Origin of the sequence: Haliea sp. (genome assembly GCF_040222615.1) — a bacterium.
GTDB lineage: Bacteria > Pseudomonadota > Gammaproteobacteria > Pseudomonadales > Halieaceae > Haliea.
On sequence record NZ_JAVKCQ010000120.1, the window covers coordinates 1 to 22,394 of the forward strand.

21 protein-coding genes and 1 pseudogene are annotated in these 22,394 nt (G+C 64.7%); 16 read left to right on the top strand and 6 right to left on the bottom strand.

What is annotated here, in order from left to right:
- Positions 1-229: 229 nt before the first annotated feature.
- Positions 230-1,192 (bottom strand): polyprenyl synthetase family protein, encoded by a 963-nt coding sequence (locus RJQ10_RS09710; protein ID WP_350146031.1) that lies wholly within the window; start codon positions 1,190-1,192, stop codon positions 230-232.
- Positions 1,193-1,442: 250 nt separating this feature from the next.
- Here RJQ10_RS09710 and rplU point away from each other — a divergent pair, with 250 nt between their 5' ends.
- From rplU to RJQ10_RS09740, 6 genes are all read left to right on the top strand, one after another.
- Positions 1,443-1,751 (top strand): 50S ribosomal protein L21, encoded by a 309-nt coding sequence (gene rplU, locus RJQ10_RS09715; protein WP_350146033.1) that lies wholly within the window; start codon positions 1,443-1,445, stop codon positions 1,749-1,751.
- A gap of 15 nt (positions 1,752-1,766) precedes the next feature.
- Positions 1,767-2,024: a 50S ribosomal protein L27 gene (gene rpmA, locus RJQ10_RS09720; RefSeq protein WP_350146035.1), complete on the top strand. Its 258-nt coding sequence runs from the start codon at positions 1,767-1,769 to the stop codon at positions 2,022-2,024.
- A gap of 119 nt (positions 2,025-2,143) precedes the next feature.
- Positions 2,144-3,328, top strand: coding sequence for an Obg family GTPase CgtA (cgtA, locus tag RJQ10_RS09725; RefSeq protein ID WP_350146037.1), 1,185 nt, complete (start codon positions 2,144-2,146; stop codon positions 3,326-3,328).
- Positions 3,328-4,455: a glutamate 5-kinase gene (proB, locus tag RJQ10_RS09730; protein ID WP_350146039.1), complete on the top strand. Its 1,128-nt coding sequence runs from the start codon at positions 3,328-3,330 to the stop codon at positions 4,453-4,455. Before cgtA ends, proB begins: the two co-directional genes overlap by 1 nt.
- Positions 4,456-4,465: 10 nt before the next feature.
- The gene (locus tag RJQ10_RS09735; protein WP_350146041.1) at positions 4,466-5,344 is read left to right on the top strand and encodes a ZIP family metal transporter; all 879 of its coding nucleotides are present in this window, start codon (positions 4,466-4,468) and stop codon (positions 5,342-5,344) included.
- Between the two features lie 17 nt (positions 5,345-5,361).
- Entirely contained in the window at positions 5,362-5,811 is a 450-nt protein-coding gene (locus tag RJQ10_RS09740; protein ID WP_350146043.1) for a methyltransferase family protein, read from the top strand.
- Positions 5,812-5,819: 8 nt separating this feature from the next.
- On the opposite strand, the gene hemH is transcribed toward RJQ10_RS09740, so the two are convergent.
- Positions 5,820-6,902: a ferrochelatase gene (hemH, locus tag RJQ10_RS09745; RefSeq protein WP_350146045.1), complete on the bottom strand. Its 1,083-nt coding sequence runs from the start codon at positions 6,900-6,902 to the stop codon at positions 5,820-5,822.
- Positions 6,903-7,150: 248 nt separating this feature from the next.
- Here hemH and RJQ10_RS09750 point away from each other — a divergent pair, with 248 nt between their 5' ends.
- Positions 7,151-7,504 (top strand): UrcA family protein, encoded by a 354-nt coding sequence (locus RJQ10_RS09750; RefSeq protein ID WP_350146047.1) that lies wholly within the window; start codon positions 7,151-7,153, stop codon positions 7,502-7,504.
- Positions 7,505-7,571: 67 nt separating this feature from the next.
- Here the strand turns inward: RJQ10_RS09750 and RJQ10_RS09755 are convergent, their stop codons facing one another.
- Complete coding sequence (locus tag RJQ10_RS09755; RefSeq protein ID WP_350146049.1) at positions 7,572-8,564, bottom strand: prenyltransferase; 993 nt, start codon at positions 8,562-8,564, stop codon at positions 7,572-7,574.
- 104 nt (positions 8,565-8,668) lie between these two features.
- Here RJQ10_RS09755 and RJQ10_RS09760 point away from each other — a divergent pair, with 104 nt between their 5' ends.
- Entirely contained in the window at positions 8,669-10,099 is a 1,431-nt protein-coding gene (locus RJQ10_RS09760; RefSeq protein WP_350146051.1) for an amidohydrolase, read from the top strand.
- A gap of 66 nt (positions 10,100-10,165) precedes the next feature.
- Here RJQ10_RS09760 and RJQ10_RS09765 read toward each other — a convergent pair whose 3' ends face one another.
- Positions 10,166-11,431, bottom strand: a complete 1,266-nt coding sequence (locus RJQ10_RS09765) for an acyl-CoA dehydrogenase family protein (RefSeq protein WP_350146053.1) — start codon at positions 11,429-11,431, stop codon at positions 10,166-10,168.
- A 209-nt stretch (positions 11,432-11,640) separates the two neighbouring features.
- Here RJQ10_RS09765 and RJQ10_RS09770 point away from each other — a divergent pair, with 209 nt between their 5' ends.
- From RJQ10_RS09770 to RJQ10_RS09805, 8 genes are all read left to right on the top strand, one after another.
- Positions 11,641-12,114 (top strand): MarR family winged helix-turn-helix transcriptional regulator, encoded by a 474-nt coding sequence (locus RJQ10_RS09770; RefSeq protein ID WP_350146055.1) that lies wholly within the window; start codon positions 11,641-11,643, stop codon positions 12,112-12,114.
- Complete coding sequence (locus RJQ10_RS09775; RefSeq protein ID WP_350146057.1) at positions 12,111-13,820, top strand: aromatic amino acid hydroxylase; 1,710 nt, start codon at positions 12,111-12,113, stop codon at positions 13,818-13,820. Before RJQ10_RS09770 ends, RJQ10_RS09775 begins: the two co-directional genes overlap by 4 nt.
- Positions 13,821-13,922: 102 nt before the next feature.
- Positions 13,923-15,095 (top strand): acyl-CoA dehydrogenase family protein, encoded by a 1,173-nt coding sequence (locus tag RJQ10_RS09780; protein ID WP_350146059.1) that lies wholly within the window; start codon positions 13,923-13,925, stop codon positions 15,093-15,095.
- A gap of 1 nt (position 15,096) precedes the next feature.
- Positions 15,097-15,735, top strand: coding sequence for a glutathione S-transferase family protein (locus RJQ10_RS09785; protein WP_350146061.1), 639 nt, complete (start codon positions 15,097-15,099; stop codon positions 15,733-15,735).
- Between the two features lie 29 nt (positions 15,736-15,764).
- Entirely contained in the window at positions 15,765-16,970 is a 1,206-nt protein-coding gene (locus tag RJQ10_RS09790; RefSeq protein ID WP_350146063.1) for an acyl-CoA dehydrogenase family protein, read from the top strand.
- A 12-nt stretch (positions 16,971-16,982) separates the two neighbouring features.
- On the top strand, positions 16,983-18,128 hold the full coding sequence (locus RJQ10_RS09795) for an acyl-CoA dehydrogenase family protein (protein WP_350146065.1): 1,146 nt from the start codon (positions 16,983-16,985) through the stop codon (positions 18,126-18,128).
- 54 nt (positions 18,129-18,182) lie between these two features.
- Positions 18,183-19,580, top strand: a complete 1,398-nt coding sequence (locus tag RJQ10_RS09800; protein WP_350146067.1) for an ABC1 kinase family protein — start codon at positions 18,183-18,185, stop codon at positions 19,578-19,580.
- Positions 19,580-20,896 carry an ABC1 kinase family protein gene (locus RJQ10_RS09805; RefSeq protein WP_350146071.1) on the top strand — a complete coding sequence of 439 codons (1,317 nt, stop codon included), beginning with the start codon at positions 19,580-19,582 and terminating at the stop codon, positions 20,894-20,896. The genes RJQ10_RS09800 and RJQ10_RS09805 overlap by 1 nt, the downstream gene beginning before the upstream one ends.
- A 2-nt stretch (positions 20,897-20,898) precedes the next feature.
- On the opposite strand, the gene nagA is transcribed toward RJQ10_RS09805, so the two are convergent.
- Together nagA and RJQ10_RS09815 are read right to left on the bottom strand one after the other, a co-directional pair.
- The gene (gene nagA, locus RJQ10_RS09810) at positions 20,899-22,074 is read right to left on the bottom strand and encodes an N-acetylglucosamine-6-phosphate deacetylase (RefSeq protein ID WP_350146069.1); all 1,176 of its coding nucleotides are present in this window, start codon (positions 22,072-22,074) and stop codon (positions 20,899-20,901) included.
- 119 nt (positions 22,075-22,193) lie between these two features.
- A pseudogene (locus RJQ10_RS09815) lies at positions 22,194-22,394 on the bottom strand (LLM class flavin-dependent oxidoreductase); the annotation flags it as partial.

Below are 22,394 nucleotides of genomic sequence, written 5' to 3' on the forward strand. Positions count from 1 at the left end.
AGTAGTCGAGGGTAAGGCCTGCAGCGCTGGCGGTGAATTCCGTGGCCCGCTGGGAGTCCTTGTTGAACAGGGCAGCAATAGTGGTGCCCTGCATTTGCGCTGCGAGAGCCTGCAGTTCACGCCAGGATGGGAAGTCGGAAAGACGCAAGGTGTCAGTCATCGCGGGCACCGCCAGAGTGGCAGTGCAGTATAGGCAGCGTCGCGGCAGCCTGCAATTTCGGCGTGCGGGCTAACTGTCGCGTTCGAGCGAGAGTCGGGTGAGGGCATGCAGTGCGTCGGCGGCCGGCCCCGGCGGCAGACCGGCGAGTGCCGCGAGGGCGCGGTCATGGTGCTCGCGGGCTCGCGCCCGGGTGTAGTCCGCCGCTCCGCAGCGCGCGATGGCCGCGACGATGTCCTGGATGTCCGCCGCCGTCTTGCCGGTGATGGCTCGGCGGACCAGGGCCTGCTCGTCCCGGTTGCCGCAGCGCAGTACATAAATAAGAGGCAGGGTGAGTTTGCCTTCGCTCAGGTCATCGCCCACATTCTTGCCCATGGTGGCGGCGTCGCCTTCATAGTCCAGCATGTCATCTACCATCTGGAAGGCGAGGCCGAGATGCAGTCCGAAGGTGGCCATCTGTTCCGGGCGGCCCTGCTCGCCGCCGCTGAGGACGGCGGCGCCATAGCAGGCGGCGGCAAACAACACCGCCGTCTTGCGGGTAATGATGTCCAGATAGTCCTGCTCGCTGGTGTCGGCATTGCCGGCCCGCGCCAGCTGCAGAACCTCGCCCTCGGCGATGGTGTTGGTGGTGTCCGCCATGTACCGCAGGATGTTCATGTCCTGCAGCCCGACCATTAACTGAAACGCGCGGGTATATAGAAAGTCGCCGACCAGAACGCTGGGCGCATTGCCGAAAGTGGCGTTGGCCGTGGGCCGGCCGCGGCGCAGCTCGGAGACATCTACCACGTCGTCGTGGAGCAGGGTTGCGGTGTGGATGAATTCGATGACAGCGGCGAAGGTGATGTGCTCGTCCCGGCATGCGCCGAGGGCGGCGCCGGTCAGCAGGGCAAGCAGGGGCCGCAGGCGTTTGCCTCCCGCGTCAACGATATAGTGGCCGACATTCTCGACCATGGGGACGTTGGACTGGAGCTGGTCGATGATCAGCCGGTTGACCCGCTCGAACTCCCCGGCGACGCTGGCTCGAATATGCTGCATAGTAGGCTGGCTTGGTAAGTGCTCGCGCATGCTAGGGTGGACCGTCGGGGGTGTCAAGCGGCCACCGGGTGTGGGGAAATAAACCTTGCCCAAGAGGGCCGCTTTGAGTAGAATCGCCGCCCTCTGGAGGTCGTCTCGCACGTGGCGTGCGCCCCCGGGTTTCATAGACACTGTTAGTGCCTGGCTCTGCCCCCTTGATTTTAAAGGGTTTTTCCTGGAACGCGAGCAGGCTAACTGAACGGAGAGTGCAATGTACGCAGTAATCGAAAGCGGTGGCAAGCAGCATCGCGTTATTGAGGGCGAAACCCTCAAGCTGGAAAAGATTGAGGCGGCCACCGGCGCTACGGTTGAATTCGACCGGGTACTGATGGTTGGCGGCGACCAGGTCAAGATTGGCACGCCGCTGGTTGCCGGCGGCAAGGTGACTGCGGAAGTGGTCAGCCACGGGCGCCACAAGAAGGTCAAGATTGTGAAGTTCAACCGCCGCAAGCACTATCGGAAGGAAACTGGCCATCGCCAGTGGTTTACCGAAGTGAAGATTACCGGCATCACGGCGTAACGGAGGCTATCGACAATGGCACACAAGAAAGCAGGCGGCAGTACCCGTAACGGGCGCGATTCCGAAAGCAAACGCCTTGGCGTCAAGCGCTTTGGCGGTGAAGTAGTGAAGGCTGGCAACATCATCGTGCGTCAGCGCGGCACTCGTTTCCACCCCGGCGACAATGTTCGCTGTGGCAGGGACCACACCCTGTTCGCCACGGCCGAGGGCCGGGTTGAATTTGTGACCAGAGGTCCCAACAACCGCAAGTTCGTTCAGGTGGTGAGCGCCTGAGCGGGCGGTTGCGCTGAGCGAATACAAAAGCCTCGTCAACTGACGGGGCTTTTTTTTTATACTAGAGGCAACCCGCGGACGCGATGGCGCGTCCGCCACAGGGTAGCAGTGGCAGGGCCATGAAATTTGTAGATGAAGCAAGCATCAAGGTGTTTGCGGGCAACGGTGGCAATGGCTGCCTCAGCTTCCGCAGGGAGAAATTCGTGCCCCGTGGCGGCCCCGATGGTGGCGATGGCGGCGACGGCGGCAGCGTGATCATGGAGGCGGACGAAGGCCTCAATACGATGGTGGATTTCCGTTTTGTACGCAGCTACCGGGCGGAAAACGGTGAGTCCGGCAGGAGCCGCAACTGCACCGGCAAGAGCGGTGAGGACCTGGTGCTGAAAGTGCCGGTCGGTACCACCATTATTGACGAGGACAGCGCCGAGGTGCTGGGAGACCTGGCGGAGCACGGCCAGCGCCTGGTGGTGGCCCAGGGCGGCTGGCATGGCCTGGGCAATGCCCGCTTCAAATCCAGCACCAATCGTGCGCCGCGCCAGACCAGTCCCGGCACCGAGGGCGAGCAGCGCGCGCTGAAACTGGAGTTGAAGGTGCTGGCAGATGTGGGCCTGCTGGGTCTGCCCAACGCCGGCAAGTCCACGTTTATCCGGGCGGTGTCCGCCGCGCGGCCGAAGGTGGCTGACTATCCCTTCACCACCCTGGTGCCCAACCTGGGGGTGGTCAAGGTAGACTCCCATCGCAGCTTCGTGGTCGCGGATATTCCCGGCCTGATCGCGGGCGCCTCGGACGGAGCCGGCCTTGGTATCCGTTTTCTCAAGCACCTGACCCGCAACCGGATCCTGCTGCACCTGGTGGATATGGCGCCGGTAGACGGCAGCGAGCCGGTGGACGCGGCTGTCGCGATTGTGCAGGAGCTGCAGCGCTTCAGCCCCACCCTCGCCGAGCGGCCGCGCTGGCTGGTGCTGAACAAGATAGATCTGGTGCCGGAGGGAGAACTCGCTGCACGCCGCGATGCCGTGCTGCAGACGCTGGCCTGGAATGGCCCGGTTTACGAGACGGCCGCCATCAGTGGGGAGGGCACAGCCCGCCTCTGTCAGGACCTGATGGTGGCACTGGAGGAACAGCAAGCCAGGGAAAAGGCCGATCCGGAGATTGCCGAGGCCGAGGCCGAGCAGCAGGCGCGCATGCAGCAGGAAGCCCGCGAACGCATAGAGGCATTGCGTGCCCAGTACCGGCGCGCGGCCGCTGCCGACGGCAGCGATGAGGACGATGACGACGACGTGGAAGTGGAATACGTTCGCTGATGGAGAGCGGTGCCCGCACAGAAATTGCAATGGCCCGGCGCTGGGTGATCAAGGTCGGCAGCGCCCTGCTGACCAACGATGGTCGCGGCCTGGACAGTGCCATGATCGGCAGCCTGGTGGCCCAGATTGCCGCCCTCCGGGCCGGCGGCGCGGAGGTGGTGCTGGTGTCCAGCGGTGCGGTCGCCGCGGGCATCGTGCGCCTTGGCTGGCCCCGACGGCCGTCGCAATTACACGAACTGCAGGCTGCCGCTGCCGTGGGTCAGTCAGCATTGATCCAGAGCTATGAAACGGCCTTCCGCGGTTACGATATCGCCTCCGCGCAGATTTTGCTGGGCCACGACGACATCACTGCCCGCGACCGCTACCTCAACGCGCGCGGTACCCTGACTACGCTGTTGCGCCTCGGCGTGGTGCCGATCGTGAATGAAAACGACACGGTCGTAACCGACGAAATCCGCTTTGGTGACAACGACACTCTGGCTGCCCTGGTCGCCAACCTGATCGATGCCGATGCCCTGCTGCTCCTCACTGACCAACAGGGTCTGTACGAAGAAGATCCGCGCATGAACCCCTTTGCCGCCCTGGTGGAAACCCGGGACGTCCACGATACCGCCCTCGACGCCATGGCCGGTGAGGGCGGTGCCCTGGGGCGTGGCGGCATGATTACCAAACTACGGGCTGCCAGGCTGGCCGCCAGGTCAGGCTCGGAAACGGTGATTGCCAGCGGTCGCCATCCCGATGTCGTGGCCGAGGTTGCGAGCGGCGTCATTGTGGGTACCTGGCTGCGCACCGGCAAGCAGCCGCAGAACGCCCGCAAGCAGTGGCTGGCGGGGATGGTCCGCATCGCTGGCAGCCTGGAACTGGACGAGGGCGCAGTGCGCGTCCTGCGGGAATCGGGCCGCAGCCTGTTACCGGTGGGCGTGCGCGGTGCCTCGGGCAACTTCCAGCGCGGGGACATGGTGTCCTGCCTTGGGCCGGACGGGCGCGAAGTTGCTCGCGGGCTGGCGAACTACAGTGCTGCCGAAACCCTGCGCATCATGGGCCAGCCTTCGGCCGCGATTGAGCAGGTCCTGGGATACCAGGGCGACGAGGAAATGATACACCGCGACAACCTGGTGCTGTGTTGACTTCATGAGCATGAGCGCGGAACTACTGCTGGTCGCCTACTGTGCCGCAATCGCCCTGCTGTCACTGGCGGGGGGATTGCTCCCGAACTGGGTGCACATGACCCATACCCGCACCCAACTGGTGATGAGCTTTGTCTCGGGGTTGATGCTGGGGGTCGCGTTTTACCACCTGCTGCCACACAGCATTGCCCTGCAGCCCTCGGCGCAGGCCGCGGATATTTCGGCCTGGTGGCTGATGATCGGCCTGATCACGATGCTTCTGCTGCTGCGCATGTTCCATTTCCACCAGCATGACTTCAGTCCGGTGGAGGAGAAGCACCACGATCATCACCTGCACGACCACCCTGTGCACGAACATGGCGATCACCATCATGCCCCTGCCGTGCCCTCCGTCCACCGCCTGAGCTGGGTCGGCCTTGCCCTCGGCCTGGGCCTGCACACGCTCATTGATGGCGTTGCGCTTGGCGCTGTCATGCAGGGCGAGCCAGGCCAAATGGCCGGCCTGCTGGGGGTGGGCGTTTTCCTGGCGATTCTGCTGCACAAGCCTCTGGACGCGATGTCGATTACCACGATCATGGAGGCCGGGGGCTGGAACAGGCGCTCCCGGGCCCTGGCCAATATCGGCTTCGCCCTGCTGTGTCCGCTGGGAGCGCTGCTGTTTTACTTTGGCGTGGACCTGCTGGGCGACGCACGACACCATGCGGTGGCGGTTGCACTGGCCTTTTCCGCCGGTGCATTCATCTGTATCGCTCTCAGCGACCTGTTGCCCGAGGTCCACTTCCACAGTCACGATCGCGGCAAGCTGACTCTGGCGTTTCTCGCCGGTATCATGCTTGCCTATGCCATTGGTGGCATTGAGCCGTCCGGCGCCCACTTGCATGGGGGCTGAGCAATCAGGAGGAGTTGATGGTCAAGCGCGTTATCTATCCGCCAATGTGGCTGGTATTCGGTATTCTGGCCATTTTCGCCCTCAATGAGTTCTATCCAGGGGTGCGCTTCACCAGCCTGGCGAGCCAGCTGCTGGGCGGTGTGATCCTGGTCGTCGGCCTGGCTCTGCTGGTAGTCGCCGGCGGGCTGTTCAAGCGGGCGGGTACCGACCTGATACCTTTCCGCAACGTGTCGGCACTGGTCACCGGCGGCGTCTACCGCTTTACCCGCAACCCCATGTACCTGGGTATGGCAGCCATCCTGCTGGGCGTCGCGGTGACAGTGGGCGCTACCACGTCCCTGCTGATTCCGCCGCTGTTCATGGTCATCATCGAATGGCGCTATATCCGCCCGGAAGAAACGCTGTTGCAGGGCTTGTTTCCCGAGGAGTTTCCGTCTTATTGCCAGCGGGTGCGGCGCTGGCTGTAGTCTCGTCGCTAACGGCTTGCGCCCATGGCAATGGCCCGCGCCTGGCTGGCATCGCTGTCAAAGCTCAGCGGCAGCCAGCCGCCGAGCTGCTGGTCGATGATGGTGGCGAGCGCCTCGATGTGGGCCGGTTCACTGTTCAGGCAGGGAATGTATTCATAGCGCTCGCCACCGGCCTGCAGGAAGTAGTCGCGGTTTTCCACCCCGATCTCTTCAATTGTCTCCAGGCAGTCCGCTGAAAACCCCGGACAGATTACCTGCACGGATTTGATGCCCTGTGCCGGCAGGCCCTGCAGCGTTTCGTCGGTGTAGGGTTGCAGCCAGGGTTCGCGGCCGAAGCGGGACTGGAAGCAGGTCTGGTAGTCATTGCTGCCGAGTCCCAGCGCTTCCGCCAGCAGGCGGCTGGTCTTGTGGCATTGGCAGTGGTAGGGATCGCCCTGCTCCAGATAGCGCTGTGGCTCGCCGTGATAGGACATCATGAGTCGGTCGGCACGTCCGTGCTGCTGCCAGTGGCTGCGTACGCTTGCGGCGAGGGCGTCGATGTAAGCCGGGTGGTCGTGGTACCGGGTTACGAATCGCAAGTCCGGCAGCCAGCGCCGGCGGCGGAAATCCTCCGCCAGTGCATCGAAGGTGGAGCCGCCGGTGGGCCCGCTGTACTGTGGATACAGCGGCAGCACCAGCAGGCGCTGGACACCGCGATCCAGTAGCGATTGCAGTTGCGCGGGGATGGAATGGGAGCCGTAGCGCATGGCGTACTCCACCAGCACCGCATCACCATGCTCGGCTGTCAGCCTGGCCTGCAGCGCCTCGGCCTGGGCGCGGGTATGCAGCAGCAGGGGCGAGCCGTCTTCGGTCCAGACAGTGCGATAGGCGGCAGCGGAGCGTGCCGGGCGCACGTTGAGAATGATGCCGTGCAGGATCATGAACCAGATCAGGCGCGGCACCTCCACCACCCGCGGGTCGGACAGAAATTCGCGCAGGTAGCGCCGCAGGGCTCCCTTCTCCGGCGCATCGGGTGTGCCCAGATTAGTTACCAGGACGCCGACCCGGGGCGGCTGGCGATGGTTGTAGTCGGTGGTTCCGCGATAGCGCATGGGGCCGCATTATCCTGTGAGTGCTGCTTAAAGCCAAGTAAAGAGATCATTCTGTTCGGGCAAGTCGTTCTTACGCAAACCGTTCATCGCTGGATTGGTGCAGTTCACCGACGCTTGCCTGCCAGTCACCGAATGCCACTTTCGGCGCTTTCCCGACTCTCCTAGTCTGTGCATCAAGGACAGCGATTAACGACCGGTTCGTCAGTCCCTGCAACGCACAAACCACACTATCCGGTAAGGAGAACACTATGAAAACCCAATTCAACAAGCGTATCGCGGCCATTGTTTTCGGCATGGGCAGCTGCATGGCAGTGTCCGCCATGGCCGGTAGTTATCAGGAGGCGACTCTGGTGCAGGCGCATGCCATGGAAGCGCGCACCGCCCACGTCTCTGTCGCTGATATCAATCCTGCGTCGGTAGAGGGCCAGAACGCGCTGCACGGGCGCCTGAGCCAGGCCGCCCGCGAAGTCTGCGGTTCAACCGATTACCGCATCGCCGGTAGCGTTCGGGTGGCCGCCAACAACAAGGCTTGCTATGAGTCAGCACTCGCGGATGCCCTGTCCCAGGTCAATGCCGCCCAGGTTGCCGATATCAGCAAGTAGGTGTTGATCTCCCGCTACCCCTGGCGGGAGTTCTTCGGGGAGCCATCGGCAAGGTGGCTCCCTTTTTTCATTGCAGCAGGGTATCGAGTACGACCCCGAGCAGGAACAGCGGCGTGAAGTGGCGGGTGTGGCGGAAGCAGGCGGCTGAAAACCACAGGGGCCAGAGTTTTTCCGGATAGCTTTCCGGGCGCGTTTGCGGCTTGGGTTTGCGCAACATCCCGAGGCTGCGGTGCAGGCTGGGCAGGCTGGCGAACACCAGCAGGAGCGGCCAGCTGAAGGCGCCGGCGAGCACCAGCACCAGCGTCAGCCCATACTGGGCGAGCAAGAGCGCGCCGGTTGCCTGCCGCGCCCGGCGCTCGCCCAGAATGACCGGCAGCGTACGTACTGACTTTTCGCGGTCAGCGTCCAGTTTGTCGGTGTGCTTGCCAAACAGCACTGTGGTTGGCCCCAGCGCGAATACCAGGCTGAGCCAGGCGACAGCGCCGCTCCAGCTGCCGGCCACCACGAAGTAGGTGCCGCCCACCATCAGCGGCCCCCAGACCAGCAGCACAGCGGGCTCGCCCAGGCCTATGTACTTGAGCGGCCAGGTGTAGAAGAGAACGAAAAACGTGCCCGCCAGCATCAGGCCCAGGGTCGGACCGCTGCGGACGCTGACCAGCCACAGGCCAAGGGCGAGGGCAATCGCGGCGGTGAAGGCGAAGTAGCGCCAGAACTGGCTTGCACTCATGAGGCCGTCTTCCAGTACATGGACACCATACTGGTTGCGATAGTAATTGTTGCGGTCGATACCACGGCGGGAGTCGGTGAAGTCATTCAGCAGGTTGTTGCTGGCGTGGGCAAAGGTGAGGCCCAGCGCACAGGCCAGCCACAACAGCGCATTGAAATGCCCGTCCCGCCACGCCAGCAGGCCGCCCAGCATGGCCGCGGTCAGGGTCATGAACAGCACCGAAGCCCGGCAGGCCAGCAACCAGCGGGCCACGGGGTCCAGTTGCTGCCATCTCTTGGCATCGACGCCGGGCATTCCATTGAGCGCAGCGGCCCACAGTTTCAAGTCTGGCACGGAAGCTGTCCTGATCTTTCCCCGAAACGGCGCAGCATAGCAGGCATTGGCCTGGACGCGATGGTAAGGTAGCGGCTTTGAACTGGACACGGGAGATACTTTTCATGACAAGTATGTTGCGAGGACTGGTCCTGGGCCTGCTGTTGTTTCCCGGCGCGGTGCTGGCGCTGGACGAGGACGATCTTCTCGCCTGGCTGGACCGCGAGCAGGAGCAGTACGCGGCCCTGGCGCTGGCGCTCTGGGACAAGGCCGAGTTGGGCTACCAGGAAACCGAGAGCAGCGCACTGCTGCAACAGACTCTGGCGGCGGAGGGCTTTCGCATCGACAGCGGTGTCGCCGGTTTGCCCACGGCATTCATCGCCAGTTACGGCTCGGGGGAGCCAGTGATCGCACTGCTGGCCGAGTTCGACGCCCTGCCGGGTATCTCGCAGACGGCTGCGCCGCGCCCTGAGCCGCACCCCGAGAAGTCCAGCGGCCACGCCTGCGGTCACCACCTGTTCGGCGCGGGCGCTACCGCCGCCGCGGTGGCGCTGCGTCACTGGATGCAAGCCAACGGAGTCCAGGGCACGCTCAGGGTATATGGCACGCCGGCCGAGGAGGGCGGCTCGGGCAAGGTGTACATGGTGCGGGAAGGCCTGTTCGAGGATGTCGACTCCGTGCTGGTATGGCACCCGTCCGATCGCAACGCAGCCGACGTCGCAACTACCCTGGCCAACAAGTCGGCCAAGTTCCGCTTTCGAGGTACTTCGTCCCACGCCGCGGTGGCGCCAGAGCGCGGTCGTTCCGCCCTGGACGCGGTGGAGGCCATGAACTTCATGGCCAACCTGATGCGTGAGCACATGCCGCAGGAGACGCGCATGCACTATGTGATTACCCGTGGCGGCTCGGCGCCCAATGTGGTCCCGGATTTCGCCGAATCCTTTTACTACCTGCGCCATCCCCAGGCCGCGACTCTGGAGCAGCTGTGGGAGCGCCTGCTCAGCACAGCCGCAGCCGCCGCCCTGGGTACGGGTACCGAGTTGGAGCTGGAGGTAATCCACGGCAACCACAGCATGTTGCCCAACGAGACCCTGGCCACGGCCGTGCACCGGCGTCTGACCCAGGTGGGGGGCGTCGTCTATGATTCGTCTGATCTTGCCTTTGCCGCCGAGCTGGCCGACTCCCTGGCCGGCCGGGAAACGGATCTGGCGGCGGCTGCGGCTCGCATCGAGCCGATGACTGTGCGGCAAAGCATGGGCTCCACCGATGTCGGCGACGTCAGCTGGATGGTTCCGACCACAGAGTTGCGCGCCGCGACCTGGGTGCCGGGCACCGCCCCCCACACCTGGCAGGCCATCGCCGCTGGCGGCACGGGGATCGGCACCAAGGGCATGATGGTGGCGGCCAAGACCATGGCGCTTACCGCCACCGACCTGTTTCTGCAGCCCGGGTTGCTGCGAGCGGCGCGCAGTGAATTCGAGCAGCGCCGCGGACCGGATTTCAACTACCGTCCGCTGCTGGGTGATCGCGAGCCACCGCTGGACTATCGGCGCTGATAGCCAGCCCATGCTGATAGCCGGGGACGTCGGGAGATTGGGTCGCCGCTGTCGGGCCGGTGGAGCTTAACCCACGCCCTTCGGTTGCTGCTGCTTCATGTAGCCGAAAAGGTAGCCCGCCACGCGGCGCATCTGGATTTCGTCGGTGCCCTCGGTGATGCGGTAGCGGCGGTGGTGGCGGTAGATGTGTTCGAAAGGTTTGTAGCGGGAATAACCCATGCCGCCGTGGACCTGCATCGCGGTATCTGCTGCTTCACAGCAAAGTCGGTTCGCCTGGTAGTTGCAGATCGATACCTTGTCGGAAACGGAAAATGCACCGTCCCGGTCCATCAGCCAGGCTGTCTTGTGAATCAGTGCCCGCAGCATCTCGCAGCGAGCCTGCAGGTCGACCAGGGGAAACTGGATCGCCTGGTTGCTCGCCAGCGGTTTGCCAAAGGGCTTTCTTTCCCTGGCGTACTGCACTGCCTCGTTGACGCAATACTGGGCTGCGCCCAGGCTGGAGGCGGCCTGGCGGATGCGGTTTTCGTTAAAGAAGTGCTGGACCACTTGCAGTCCTCTCCCTTCACCGCCAAAGATCGCTGAATCCGGAACACGAACATCCGTGAAAGACACATGGGCGTGGTCGGAGGGCATGTTGAACGTCCACAGGTATTCTTCAACCTTGAGCCCCGCTGCATCCATGGGTACCAGGAAGGCGGTAATTCCCAGGGCATCGCCCGGTGCGCCGGCGGTGCGGGCCATAACCATGTCGCTGTGAGCGCTATGCACGCCGGTATTCCAGGTCTTTTCGCCGTTGATCACCCAGTGGTCGCCATCCTTGATCGCCCGGGTTTCCATCCAGGTGGCGTCCGAACCGTGTGCGGGCTCGGTAATGCCGAAAGCGAAGCCGCGGGTCGCGTTCTTGAGCCCTTCCAGCCACTCCGCTTGCTGCTCCCCGGTGCCGTACTCCAGCATCAGCAACAGGCCGATGTTATTGCCGACCACGGAGTGCTCGTTCTGGAGGTCGTTATGCAGGCCCAGACCTTTGGCTGCGAGATGTTCGCGAATGATCGCCATGCCGAGATTGCTGCCATCGCGACCGCCGTGTTCGGCGGGAAACGGATAGCTGAATACCCCCGCCTCGATCGCCAGCTGCTTGGCCTTGTGCAGTAGCTGTTCCCACTCTGCGTTGGGCAGGCCACCCCGTTCCCAGTCGGTACGAGCGTCTTCACGGCGGTGGTCGAAGAAGCGGATGTTATCGTCGGCCTGTTCCAGTGGTTTTATCCTCGACTCGATGAAGGCGTCGAGCTCATGCAGGAAGCTGCTGATGTCTTCCGGGATATCAAAGTTCATGTCTATCGAGCCCTGTATTGAGAATGCCGATGGTGGGGGTGACTGTAGCTGAATTCACCAGCGGGTGCCGAGTCGTCGGTCTGGTATGCGGTGGTGATCAACCTGCTGGGGCAGGCGGCGGTGGCTTCTGCCCCGGGGTACTGGTTGCTTTTGTAACCAACTGTCCCGGGCGTTATACTGCATTGTCCCATCTGTCCTGCAAGGCCCGCATGCAGCACGCTCTCAGCCTGACCCGTTTCCTGCCTTATCGCTGCAATACGCTGGCGCGCAAGATCAGTGTGTCCCTGTCGCGCATCTACACCGAACGCTTTGGTATCAGTGTCGCCGAGTGGCGGGTCCTGGTGACTCTCGCCGAGTACAGTGAACTGTTGGCAAAACAGGTAGGCGAGCTGACCAGCATGGACAAAGTGCAAGTCTCGAGGGCCGTGGCTGGCCTGCTGGATCGAGAGCTGCTGCTGCGCCGGCCCTGTGAGCGCGACAGCCGCGCCGCGCTGCTGCGACTCAGCCCGGCGGGCGCAGGGCTCTACCAGCGCATCGAGCCCGAGGTCCTGGCCTGGGAGCAGTCCCTGCTGGCGCCGCTTGAGCCTGCGGAGCGGCAAACGCTATTCGCCCTGATCGACAAGCTGGAATTGCAGCTGGCGTGCATGTCAGACCAGCCCGCCGCCAACCAGGGCTCGACATGACCCAGCAGGAAATCGTCGCCAGCCTCCCGGCGCACCTGCGGCCTTTCGTGCGGCTGCAGGACTATGGTCAATACAGCGCCCGCGACCAGGCGGTGTGGCGGTTTATCATGCGCCAGCTCACCCGGCGCCTGGGTGACAGCGCCCACCCTGTATACCTGGAAGGACTGGCCCGTACCGGCATAGCCCTGGACCACATTCCCTCGGTGGAGGAAATGAACGCCTGCCTGGCGGAACTGGGCTGGCAGGCTGTGGTTGTTGACGGCTTTATCCCGCCGGCGATCTTCATGGAGTTCCAGGCGCTGAAAATCCTGGTCATTGCCCTGGAGATGCGCAGCGTTGACCATATTTTTTACACACCGGCGCCGGATATCGTGCATGAATCCGCTGGCCATGCCCCCTTTATCGTCGACGTAGACTACGCCGAGTTCCTGCAGCGCTTTGGCGAGATCGGCATGAAAGCCATTGCCTCGCACCAGGATTTTGCCCAGTACGAGGCGGTGCGCCACCTGTCCATCGTCAAGGAGACCGCGGACAGCACGGCTGCAGACGTCGCCGCGGCGGAGCGTGCGCTGGAAGAGGCCATGGCGGTAACGGAGGAACCCTCGGAGGCGGCGCTGCTGACCCGGCTGCACTGGTGGACAGTGGAGTATGGGCTGGTGGGGGAGCTGGATAACTACCGCTTGTTCGGCGCTGGCCTGCTGTCCTCCCTGGGAGAGAGCCGCAACAGCCTGGATGACCAGCGGGTGAAAAAACTGCCCCTGACCGTGGATGCGGTGCACTATCCCTACGATATTACCCGCCAGCAGCCGCAGCTGTTTGTCACCAGGAGCTGCCACCACCTGGGCCAGGTGCTGGAGGAGTTTGCGGCCGCCATGTGTTTTCAGCGCGGCGGGGCGGAATCCCTGCGCAAGGCGATTGCGGCGGGAACTGTCTGCACCGCCCGCTATGATTCCGGAATTCAGGTCAGCGGCCAGTTTGTGGAAGTGCTCTGCGATGCGGTGGGCAAGGCCGTGTACCTGCGAACCAGCGGGCCGACCCAGCTGGCCTGGCGGGATACGGAGATCTACGGCCACGGTACCTCCGCCCATGCCGAGGGTTTCGGCTCACCCGTGGGCAAACTCAAGGACCTGAGCCGCTGCTTGTCGGAGTATTCGGTGGACGAGCTGAGGGCCCACCATATCGTGATCGGGGAGCCCGTGGTGCTGGAGTTCCTCTCCGGCATCACGGTTCGGGGGCGGTTGCAACAGGTCCTGCGCCGGGATCATCGCAATCTGCTGCTCAGCTTCAGCGACTGTACGGTGACCGACCTGCAGGGCAGGCTCCTGTTCCAGCCTGCCTGGGGCCAGTACGATATGGCGGTAGGGGCGACCATCGATTCCGTCTACGGCGGTACGGCCGACCGTGAGCGCTACCAGCTTTACAAAGCCGCGCCCGCCGCGGCCCCGGCCCGGACCGGGGGGGATGTGACCCTGCAGGGGCTGTATCGCCAGGTAGCCGCGCTGGCGGCGGGCGGCGGGGCCGCCGGATTGGCTGCCGGCCTTGATGCCTGGCCGGACGAATGGTTGCTGCGGGCTGAATTGCTGGAGGCCGGTGCGGGCGTTGACGAGGCGTTGCGACAGCGCGCGCTGGCTGATCTGCAGCGCTGCGCGGCAGCCCGGGAGGACCTGCAGGAGGTTATCGGCCTGGTGCTGGAAACGGCCCCCTGAAATCCCTGCGAGATTCGCTGCGCAGTCGTTGTGCCCGGGCTTTGCCCGCTGGCTTCGACTGCGATAGTCTCTCGCGTAAAAAAAACCACCCGGAGATAGACGATGCCACTGGATTTTGACAGCGCGCGCCTGCCGAACCCCCACCTCACCGGGGAGCACGAGGCCTGGCGTACCCAGCTGCGGCGTTTTATCGACACTGAGATCATGCCCCACGCCGATGCCTGGGATGAAGCCGGCCACGTTCCCGCCGAACTCTGGCCGAAGGCGGCGGCGGTGGGGCTGCTTGGCCTCGGCTATCCGGAAGCCTATGGCGGCACGCAAGAGGGTATCGACAGCTGGCACAGCTGGATCGCCCAGGAGGAGCTGGCCCGTATTGGTGCCGGGGGCATTCCAGCCAGCCTGATGGTGCACGGCATAGGCTTGCCGCCGGTGCTCAACTGGGGCAGCGGGGCGATGAAGCAGGCGGTGGCGCCGGCGGTGCTGGCGGGGCAGAAACACATCGCCCTCGGTATCACCGAACCCGGCGGTGGCTCGGACGTGGCCAGTCTGGCCACTACCGCAGTGCGCGATGGTGACCACTTCGTGGTCAACGGCTCCAAGACCTACATCACCGGCGGCATGCGCGCCAACTGGGTATCCACCGCCGTCCGGACCGGTGGTCCGGGTGCCCGGGGTATCTCCATGCTGCTGATTCCCACGGACGCCGAGGGTTTTTCCCGCACTCCACTGGCGCGCAAACAGGGCTGGTGGGCCTCGGATACCGCCACGCTGTACTTCGACAATGTGCGGGTGCCGGTGGAGCAGCTTATCGGCGAGGAAAACCAGGGGTTCCTGGTGATCATGACCAACTTCAACGGCGAGCGCATGGGCATGGCCGCAGGCATGGAAGCGATGGCCCGGGTGTGCCTGGAAGAGGCGGTGGCCTGGGCCCAGGAGCGCCGCACCTTTGGCAAGCGGCTCGCGGACCACCAGGTTATCCGCCACAAAATTGCCCAGATGAAGCAGAAGATCAACGCCACCCAGGCCTATATCCGGATCTGCTACGAGGCGATAGAGGCGGGTAATCCGAATCCCGGTGATATCGCCCTGCTCAAGGTGCAGGCCAGCGAAACCGTGGAATTCTGCGCCCGCGAGGCGATGCAGATTCTCGGGGGCATCGGGTTCATGCGCGGCAGCCGGGTGGAACGCATCTATCGCGAGGTACGGGTCAATGCCATCGGCGGCGGCTCCGAGGAAATCATGCGCGACCTGGCGGCACGCCAGTTTGGAGTCTGAGATGAAACTGTGGCACTGCGGCGGCGCCCGCTCACTGCGCCCCCTGTGGACCCTGGAGGAGATGGGGCTGGAGTACGAGCTGGAAGTCCTGCCCTTTCCGCCCCGGGTGATGCAGCCCGATTTCCTGCAGGTCAACAGCCTCGGCACCGTGCCGTTCTTCGTCGACGGTGCCACGGAAATGACCGAGTCCGCAGGTATCTGCCAGTATCTGGTGGACCGCTACCCCGAGCGCGCGGCGGACCTGGCGCTGCGGCCACAGGACACAGACTACGGCGCCTACCTGAACTGGTTGCATCACAGTGACGCCACCCTGACCTTCCCCCAGACCATTGCCCTGCGCTATTACTTTTTTGAGCAGGATCCGGCCAAGCGCGCGGTCGCCGACGACTATGCCAAGTGGTTTCGCGCCCGCCTGAGAAGGCTGGACGAGCGGGTAGCGACCAACGACTACCTGGTCGCGGACCGCTTCACCATCGCCGACATCGCGGTAGGGTATGCCCTGTACCTGGGCTCTATCCTGCACCTGGACAAATATTACCAGCCCGCGACCAGGACCTACCTGGAGCGCCTGCTGGCGCGCCCCGCTTTCCAGCGCGCCAATGCCCACGCCGAACCACTGGTGCTGCCGGACGTGGTTTGAGCCGATCGGCCCCCGACAAGGAGCAAGCTATGACTACGGTGAGTGAACAGGACAAGCAGGCCTTTCGCCGGGAGGTCTCGGCCTGGCTGCGGGCCAACAAGCCGGCGGATCCGGGCTTTCTCCTGCCCCAGTCCTTCATGGAAGTGGGCAGCGAGCAGCAGCTCGAGTTCCTTCGGCAATGGCAGTACAAGGTTTGGGCAGCGGGTTACCTCGGTATGGCCTGGCCGAAGCAGTACGGCGGCCAGGGTCTGGACCCGGTCTTCCAGTCCATCGCGGACCAGGAAATGCGCCGCCACGCGGTGCCCATCTGCTTCAACGTGATCGGGCTGGGCTGGGCTGGCCCACTGATCAATGACATTGGTACCGAAGCGGAAAAGTCCCGCTACCTGAAGGGCATCCTGACTGGCGAGGATATCTGGTGCCAGGGCTTTTCCGAGCCGGATCACGGGTCGGACCTGGGCAGCGCCCAGACCCGCGCCGAGCGCGACGGTGACGACTACGTCATCAACGGCACCAAGATCTGGACCACCATGGGCAACTTCGCCCGCTACATGATCCTGCTGGCCCGCACCAATCCCGCGGCGGAGCGCAAGTACGATGGCCTGTCTTTTTTCCTCGCGCCCATGCAGGTGCCGGGGATAGACCCCCGGCCCATCCGCAAGCTGACGGGAGAGTACGGCTTCACCGAGACCTTCTTCACCGATGCCCGCATCCCCGCCAGCTGTCTGATGGGCGAGGAAGGGCAGGGCTGGAAGATTGCCATGAAAACCCTGCAATACGAGCGCGGCGCCGAGGCGGGCGCAGCGGGCGGCCTGGCCTTTGTGCGCATTGTCATCGACGACATGATCGAGCAGTTGCGGGATGTGGAGCGCGATGGCGCGCCGGTGCTGCAGGACCCGGCGGTCCGCGACCAGCTGGTGCAGTTGATCATGGAGGAAAAGGCGGTGGCCCTGGGCGACCGCCGTGCGGGCATCGCGCCGCTGACCAGTGATTATCCGTTCTCCCTGGCCGTGTCCAACAAGCTGCGCTTCACCGAGAGCACCCGCCGCATGCGCCAGCTGGCGATCAACCTGCAGGGCGCCGATGGTGGCCTCTATGTGGGTGACGAGGATGCCCGCCAGGGCGGATTCTGGCAGCGTGCCTACCTGAACAGCTTTGCCGCCACCATCGGTGGTGGCACCAGCCAGGTTCAGGCCAATATCATTGCCGAGCATATTCTCGGCCTGCCCAGATAAGGAGTACTGCGGATGTCCGTGATGGGCAATACAGCGTTGGCGTTCAGCGAAGACCAGGCCATGATCCTCGATGTGGCGCGCGCCTTCTGCCGGGACAAGTCCACCATCGGCGCGGTGCGAGCCCTGCTGGAGTCGGATACCGGCTTTGATCCGGAAGTCTGGCGACAGGTGGTCGACATGGGCTGGCCGGGGATGGCGCTGCCCGAAGCGGTGGGTGGCTCTGGCCTGGGTATGGGCGCTGTGGTGCCGGTGATGGAGGCCATGGGCAGGTCCCTGCTGGGTGGCCCGCTGCTGGGCACGGTGCTGGCAGGCCAGTTGCTGTGGCGGGCAGCGGCCGATCCGGCGCCATCGGGATCAACCTGCGAAACGGTCCTGGTGGCGCTCGCGGCCGGCGCCCCCGCCGCGGTGGCGGTGCTGGACAATCACGATTGGGGCGCCAGCCGCATTCGCTGCGAACTGGGCACCGATAACGTGCTGCAGGGCGTCAAGCAACAGGTCATGGAGGCGGCCAGTGCAGAGTGGTTTGTGGTCGTGGCTCAGCGGGCGGGCGAGCCGGTGCTGGCGCTGGTGCCTGCCGCAGACCTCGGCGCCGGGGGGCGCCGCGATCACACCCTGATCGACTGCACCCGCCGCGCCCAGGCCATTGATTTCAGCGGTGTCCGGGTGCCAGAGGACGCGGTGCTGCGGGGGCCTCGCGTGGCCTCGGCCCTGCGTGATTTCCGCCTGCTGGGCGCCCTGCTGGTGGCGGCAGAGGCCGGCGGCAGCGCTGCGGCCTGCCTCGACACCACGGTGGACTACCTCAAGACGCGCAAGCAGTTCGGCAAGCTGATCGGCTCCTACCAGGCCCTGAAGCATCCCTGTGTGGACATTCTGGTGGGAATCGACTCGGCCCGGTCTTTTGTCTATCACGCGGCAACGCTGCTGACTGCTGGCGAGCTCGATCGCGATGCCGAGATTGCCTGCCGCATGGCCAAGGCCCAGGCGACGGAGACCCTGAAGTACGCCAGTGACCGGGCAATCCAGTTTCACGGGGGCATGGGTTTCACCTGGGAATGCGATGCCCAGCTGTATGTGCGCCGGGCCCAGTGGAGCCAGCAGGCCTTCGGCGATGCCCAGCATCACCGCAAGCGGCTGGCGCAGCTGCTCCTCGATGATTGAGATCGGCTCGCTGCAGGGAGACGTCCAGCCGGAGCGCGGCTGCGTAGAAAGGTTATGAGCAGGAAATTATCCACCATTCGCCAGGGCAGCTTCGGGCGCGGTCTCGCCGTGTCCCTGGCCGGGTTGCGCGCCGGCGGCGCCTTTGCCATCGACGGCGCCCTGCAGCGTTTGCGTCCCGGTGGGCAGGAGGAAGATTACGCCGTCGACTCTCCCTTCATCCGCAAGGAGGCGCGCCGGTTTGTGGCAGAACTGGGACGGCTCAAGGGCACCTACGTCAAGATTGGGCAGATGTTTGCCCTGCTGGGCGAACACTTCCTGCCCCGTGCCCTGACCGAGGCCCTGCAGGAGCTGAATGCCGCGACCGAGCCGCTGCCCTGGGAGGTAATGGAACCGCAGCTGCGCGCCAGCCTGGGTGCGCGCCTCGCCGAGCTCGAGGTGGAGCCGGTAGCGCTGGCGGCAGCTTCCCTGGCCCAGGTGCACCGCGCTACGGTAAAGGCGACCGGGGAGCAGATCTGCCTGAAGCTGCAGTACCCGGGCCTGCGCGAAGTCATCGACAGCGACTTCGACGCGGTGGTGCGGATGCTGCTGCTGGCGCGCTGGGTCAAGGCCGGGCGGGAACTGGACGACTGGCTGGAGTCCATGCGCAGTCATCTGCACCAGGAAATTGACTACCGCCATGAGGCCCGCATGGGCGACACCGTGGCGAGGCTGGTGGCCAGGGATACGGCGTCGCCTGGCGGCAGCCGCTACTACGTACCCCGCCGCTTCCGGCGCTATTGCAGCGACGACGTACTGGCGCTCGAGTATATTGAAGGCTGGCAGGTCAATCGTCCGGAGGTGGCCGCGCTTTCCCAGCGCCGCCGCAATGCCCTGGGCCGCGGCATGCTGGAGCTGTTTTTCCACGAGCTGTACAGCTGGGGGGTGTTGCAGACCGATCCGAATTTTGGCAACTACCTGATCCGCAGAGGCTCCCGCCGCGACGAGCTGGTGCTGCTGGACTTTGGCTCCACCCTGAGCTGTGAGCCGAGCTTCCTGGCGCATCTCGGCAGCGCCATCGCCGCCGGTCAGGAGCATGACCGGGAGGCTCTGCTGGCCAGCTTGGTGGGCCTGGGTTGCCTGGACAGCGACAGCACCGCCTACGCCAGGGAAACCTTTATCGACTTTTGCCTGAATCTGCTCGAGCCCCTGCGGCCTCCGGGGGAGTTGCCGCGGGAGTACCTGAATGACAGGGGAGAGTACTGCTGGGGGCGATCCCGCCTGCTGCGCCGGGCCGGCAAGCGGGCGGCAACTGCCGCAGCGTCGCTGGATTTCGCCACTCCCTCCCGGGACTTCGCGCTGATTGCGCGCAAACTGACGGGCGTCTTCACTTTTATCGCAGTACTGGACGCCGAGTTCAATGCCCACGACCTGGTGCGCAGGCATGTCCGTCACTGGCGGGAGAAAAACCTGTGATGGATGAGCGCGACGGCAGTGCGGTACCGGCCGGGCGCCTGCGGCGGCTGGCGGGGATGGCGAAGCTCGCCGGTGGCGTCGCCGGCGGTATGCTGGCTGAGGGCGAGCGCCAGCTGCGGGCGGGCAAGCGCCCCCGGGCCCGGGATATGCTGCTTACCCCGGGCAATGCCCGCCGGGTGACCAAACAGTTGGCACGCATGCGCGGCGCCGCGATGAAGCTCGGCCAGATCCTGTCGATGGATACCGGTGACCTGCTGCCGCGTGAGCTGGCGGAAATCCTTGCCAGGTTGCGTGCCGACGCCGAATCCATGCCGGCCAGGCAGCTGCAGGAGGCCTTACACCAGGCTTTTGGCCCCGACTGGGACCCCGCGCTGTTCGAGTTCGAGTGGCGTCCGCTGGCGGCGGCGTCCATCGGCCAGGTACACCGTATCCGGACACGGGATGGCCGCGCCGCCGTGCTCAAGATCCAGTATCCCGGCGTTGCCGACAGCATCGACAGCGATGTCGACAATATCGCCACCCTGCTGCGGATGTCAGGGCTGTTGCCGCGCCACCTGGACCTGCAGCCGCTGCTGCTGGATGCCCGCGCCCAGCTCAAGGACGAGGCTGATTACCTGAAGGAAGCGAAATACCTGAACCGCTTTCGCGAGGCCCTCGCCCACGACCAGCGCTTTGTCCTGCCGGAGGTGCTGCCCGACCTCACCCGTCGCAACGTGCTGGGGATGACCTACGTCGACGGCGAATCGATTGAGACCCTGGCTCTGCAGCCGGCCGCCGAGCGCGACCGGGTGATGAGCGCACTGATCGAGCTGTTGCTCACCGAAATGTTCGAATTGCGGCTGGTACAGACCGACCCGAATTTTGCCAACTACCAGTATCGCGAGCGCGACGGCGCGATTGTGCTGCTGGATTTCGGTGCCAGCCGTCCCTTCAAGGCCGCGTTTGTGCGCGACTATGGCAAGTTGGCCGCGGCCGCCATGGCGGGTGACCGGGAGAGGGTGGCGTGGGCCGCGGAGCGGGTGGGCTACGCCATGGGCGAGCCTGGCTCCCGCTACCGGGAGCTGGTGCTGGACATGTTGCTGCTGGCGCTGGAGCCGCTGCGCCAGGAGGGACCCTATGATTTTGGTGCATCGGACATGCCCTCCCGCCTGATGGCAATGGGCCAGTCGGTGACCGGTTTCCGGGATTTCTGGCAGGCACCGCCGACTCACGCAGTCTATTTTCATCGCAAGCTGGGCGGCATGTTCATGCTGGCCCATCGGCTCCGGGCCCGGGTGGATGTGCGCGGTCTCATGGCCCAGCGGGTCAAAAGCTGATTTCACCGCCTGCGGGCGTGGTCACTGCGCTGTCCCGCCACCCAGGTGGCGCTGACCTGCAGGTCCTCATCGAGCAGAACCAGGTCTGCCCTTGAGCCCGCGGCTATCCGCCCCAGGTGCTGTTCGCCGATAAACCGGGCCGGGTACAGGGAGGCCATGCGCAGGCATTCCTCCAGCGGTAGCCGCACGACCTGATGGCAGTAACGGACTGCGTCAATCAGGCCGATTGCGCTGCCCGCGAGGGCGCCCTCCGCATTGAGCAACCGGCCGTCTTGCACTGTGATGCGTTCGCCGTAAAGGGTAAACCAGGGTTGCCCGCTACCAACTGTGGCCATGGCATCGCTGACCAGAAACAGCTTCCCCGCGCTGGCGCAGCGGTGGGCGATGCGAATACTGGCCGGGTGCACGTGGTAACCGTCGGCGATGATTCCCAGCCAGCAGTCGCCGCTGTCCAGGGCGGCGCCGGTTACGCCCGGCTCCCGGGCGGTCAGCGGGCTCATGGCGTTGAACAGGTGGGTGAAGCCGCGCAGCCCCTCCCGCAGCGCCTGCTGCAGCTGCTCCCAGCTCGCCGCGCTGTGACCGGCGCTGATCACGATGCCGGCGCTGCTGAGCTGGCGGATCATGCCCGGCGCCATGACCTCCGGCGCCAGGGTGGTCAGGCAACGCAGATCGGCAAGGCTGCAGAGCCAGTCAATGTCTGCTGCTGTCGGTTGTCGCAAGCGGTCCGCCTGGTGGGTCCCGCGGCGGGCGTTGGCAAAGAACGGCCCTTCGATGTGAATGCCGAGGACGACACGGGCTTCAGGCTGCGCCGAAGCCTGTGCCTGGCGCACCGCGGCAACGCCTGCCCGCAGGACATCGGCGGTGTCGCTGAGCAGGGTGGGCAGCAGTGCCGTGGTGCCGTAGCGGCGATGGGCGGCGGCGATGTGCAGCACGGCGTCGGCACCGGGCGCGTTGTTGAACAGCAGGCCACCTCCGCCGTTGACCTGCAGGTCGACCAGGCCGGGAGCGAGAAAGCCCTCGGTGATAGTCTCGCAGGGCAGCGAGGCGGGAATGGCAGTGGCTGGCAGCAGGGCCTGCACTTTCTCTCCCGCCAGGAGAACACCGCAGTCACTGTGCCACTGCTCGCCATCGAACAGGCGGGTTGCGCGCAGGGCACGGTCGGCGAGCTGATCCTTCATAAACTTTCGCTTGTGTAACGAGCCGGGAACAGGTCCGGGAGTGGTGCGAGCGTGCTCCCGGTGCTGGCGTTGCCCAGGACTATAGCAGGAACCCGGAATCCCCGGCACTCAAGGCCGGGTCATGCCCCGGTGCGAATGCCTCTCTTCTCAAGAATGGGCAGGACATGCTCGGCAAAATACGGGAACTCGTCGGCGTAGTTTACGAACGCCAGCGTGGTGCCGCCAAACCCGGTGTCGTAGAGCTCGGTGATGCCGTCGGCGACCTGCTCCGGCGTGCCCACCAGCGGGAAGCCACCGTGGCCCGCTGCCATACGGTCGCG

Coding starts and splice junctions, on each gene's coding strand:
- RJQ10_RS09710 (WP_350146031.1), bottom strand. CDS start 1,192: ATGCAGCATATTCGAGCCAGCGTCGCCGGGGAGTTCGAGCGGGTCAAC.
- rplU (WP_350146033.1), top strand. CDS start 1,443: ATGTACGCAGTAATCGAAAGCGGTGGCAAGCAGCATCGCGTTATTGAG.
- rpmA (WP_350146035.1), top strand. CDS start 1,767: ATGGCACACAAGAAAGCAGGCGGCAGTACCCGTAACGGGCGCGATTCC.
- cgtA (WP_350146037.1), top strand. CDS start 2,144: ATGAAATTTGTAGATGAAGCAAGCATCAAGGTGTTTGCGGGCAACGGT.
- proB (WP_350146039.1), top strand. CDS start 3,328: ATGGAGAGCGGTGCCCGCACAGAAATTGCAATGGCCCGGCGCTGGGTG.
- RJQ10_RS09735 (WP_350146041.1), top strand. CDS start 4,466: ATGAGCGCGGAACTACTGCTGGTCGCCTACTGTGCCGCAATCGCCCTG.
- RJQ10_RS09740 (WP_350146043.1), top strand. CDS start 5,362: ATGGTCAAGCGCGTTATCTATCCGCCAATGTGGCTGGTATTCGGTATT.
- hemH (WP_350146045.1), bottom strand. CDS start 6,902: ATGCGCTATCGCGGAACCACCGACTACAACCATCGCCAGCCGCCCCGG.
- RJQ10_RS09750 (WP_350146047.1), top strand. CDS start 7,151: ATGAAAACCCAATTCAACAAGCGTATCGCGGCCATTGTTTTCGGCATG.
- RJQ10_RS09760 (WP_350146051.1), top strand. CDS start 8,669: ATGACAAGTATGTTGCGAGGACTGGTCCTGGGCCTGCTGTTGTTTCCC.
- RJQ10_RS09765 (WP_350146053.1), bottom strand. CDS start 11,431: ATGAACTTTGATATCCCGGAAGACATCAGCAGCTTCCTGCATGAGCTC.
- RJQ10_RS09770 (WP_350146055.1), top strand. CDS start 11,641: ATGCAGCACGCTCTCAGCCTGACCCGTTTCCTGCCTTATCGCTGCAAT.
- RJQ10_RS09775 (WP_350146057.1), top strand. CDS start 12,111: ATGACCCAGCAGGAAATCGTCGCCAGCCTCCCGGCGCACCTGCGGCCT.
- RJQ10_RS09780 (WP_350146059.1), top strand. CDS start 13,923: ATGCCACTGGATTTTGACAGCGCGCGCCTGCCGAACCCCCACCTCACC.
- RJQ10_RS09785 (WP_350146061.1), top strand. CDS start 15,097: ATGAAACTGTGGCACTGCGGCGGCGCCCGCTCACTGCGCCCCCTGTGG.
- RJQ10_RS09790 (WP_350146063.1), top strand. CDS start 15,765: ATGACTACGGTGAGTGAACAGGACAAGCAGGCCTTTCGCCGGGAGGTC.
- RJQ10_RS09795 (WP_350146065.1), top strand. CDS start 16,983: ATGTCCGTGATGGGCAATACAGCGTTGGCGTTCAGCGAAGACCAGGCC.
- RJQ10_RS09800 (WP_350146067.1), top strand. CDS start 18,183: ATGAGCAGGAAATTATCCACCATTCGCCAGGGCAGCTTCGGGCGCGGT.
- RJQ10_RS09805 (WP_350146071.1), top strand. CDS start 19,580: ATGGATGAGCGCGACGGCAGTGCGGTACCGGCCGGGCGCCTGCGGCGG.
- nagA (WP_350146069.1), bottom strand. CDS start 22,074: ATGAAGGATCAGCTCGCCGACCGTGCCCTGCGCGCAACCCGCCTGTTC.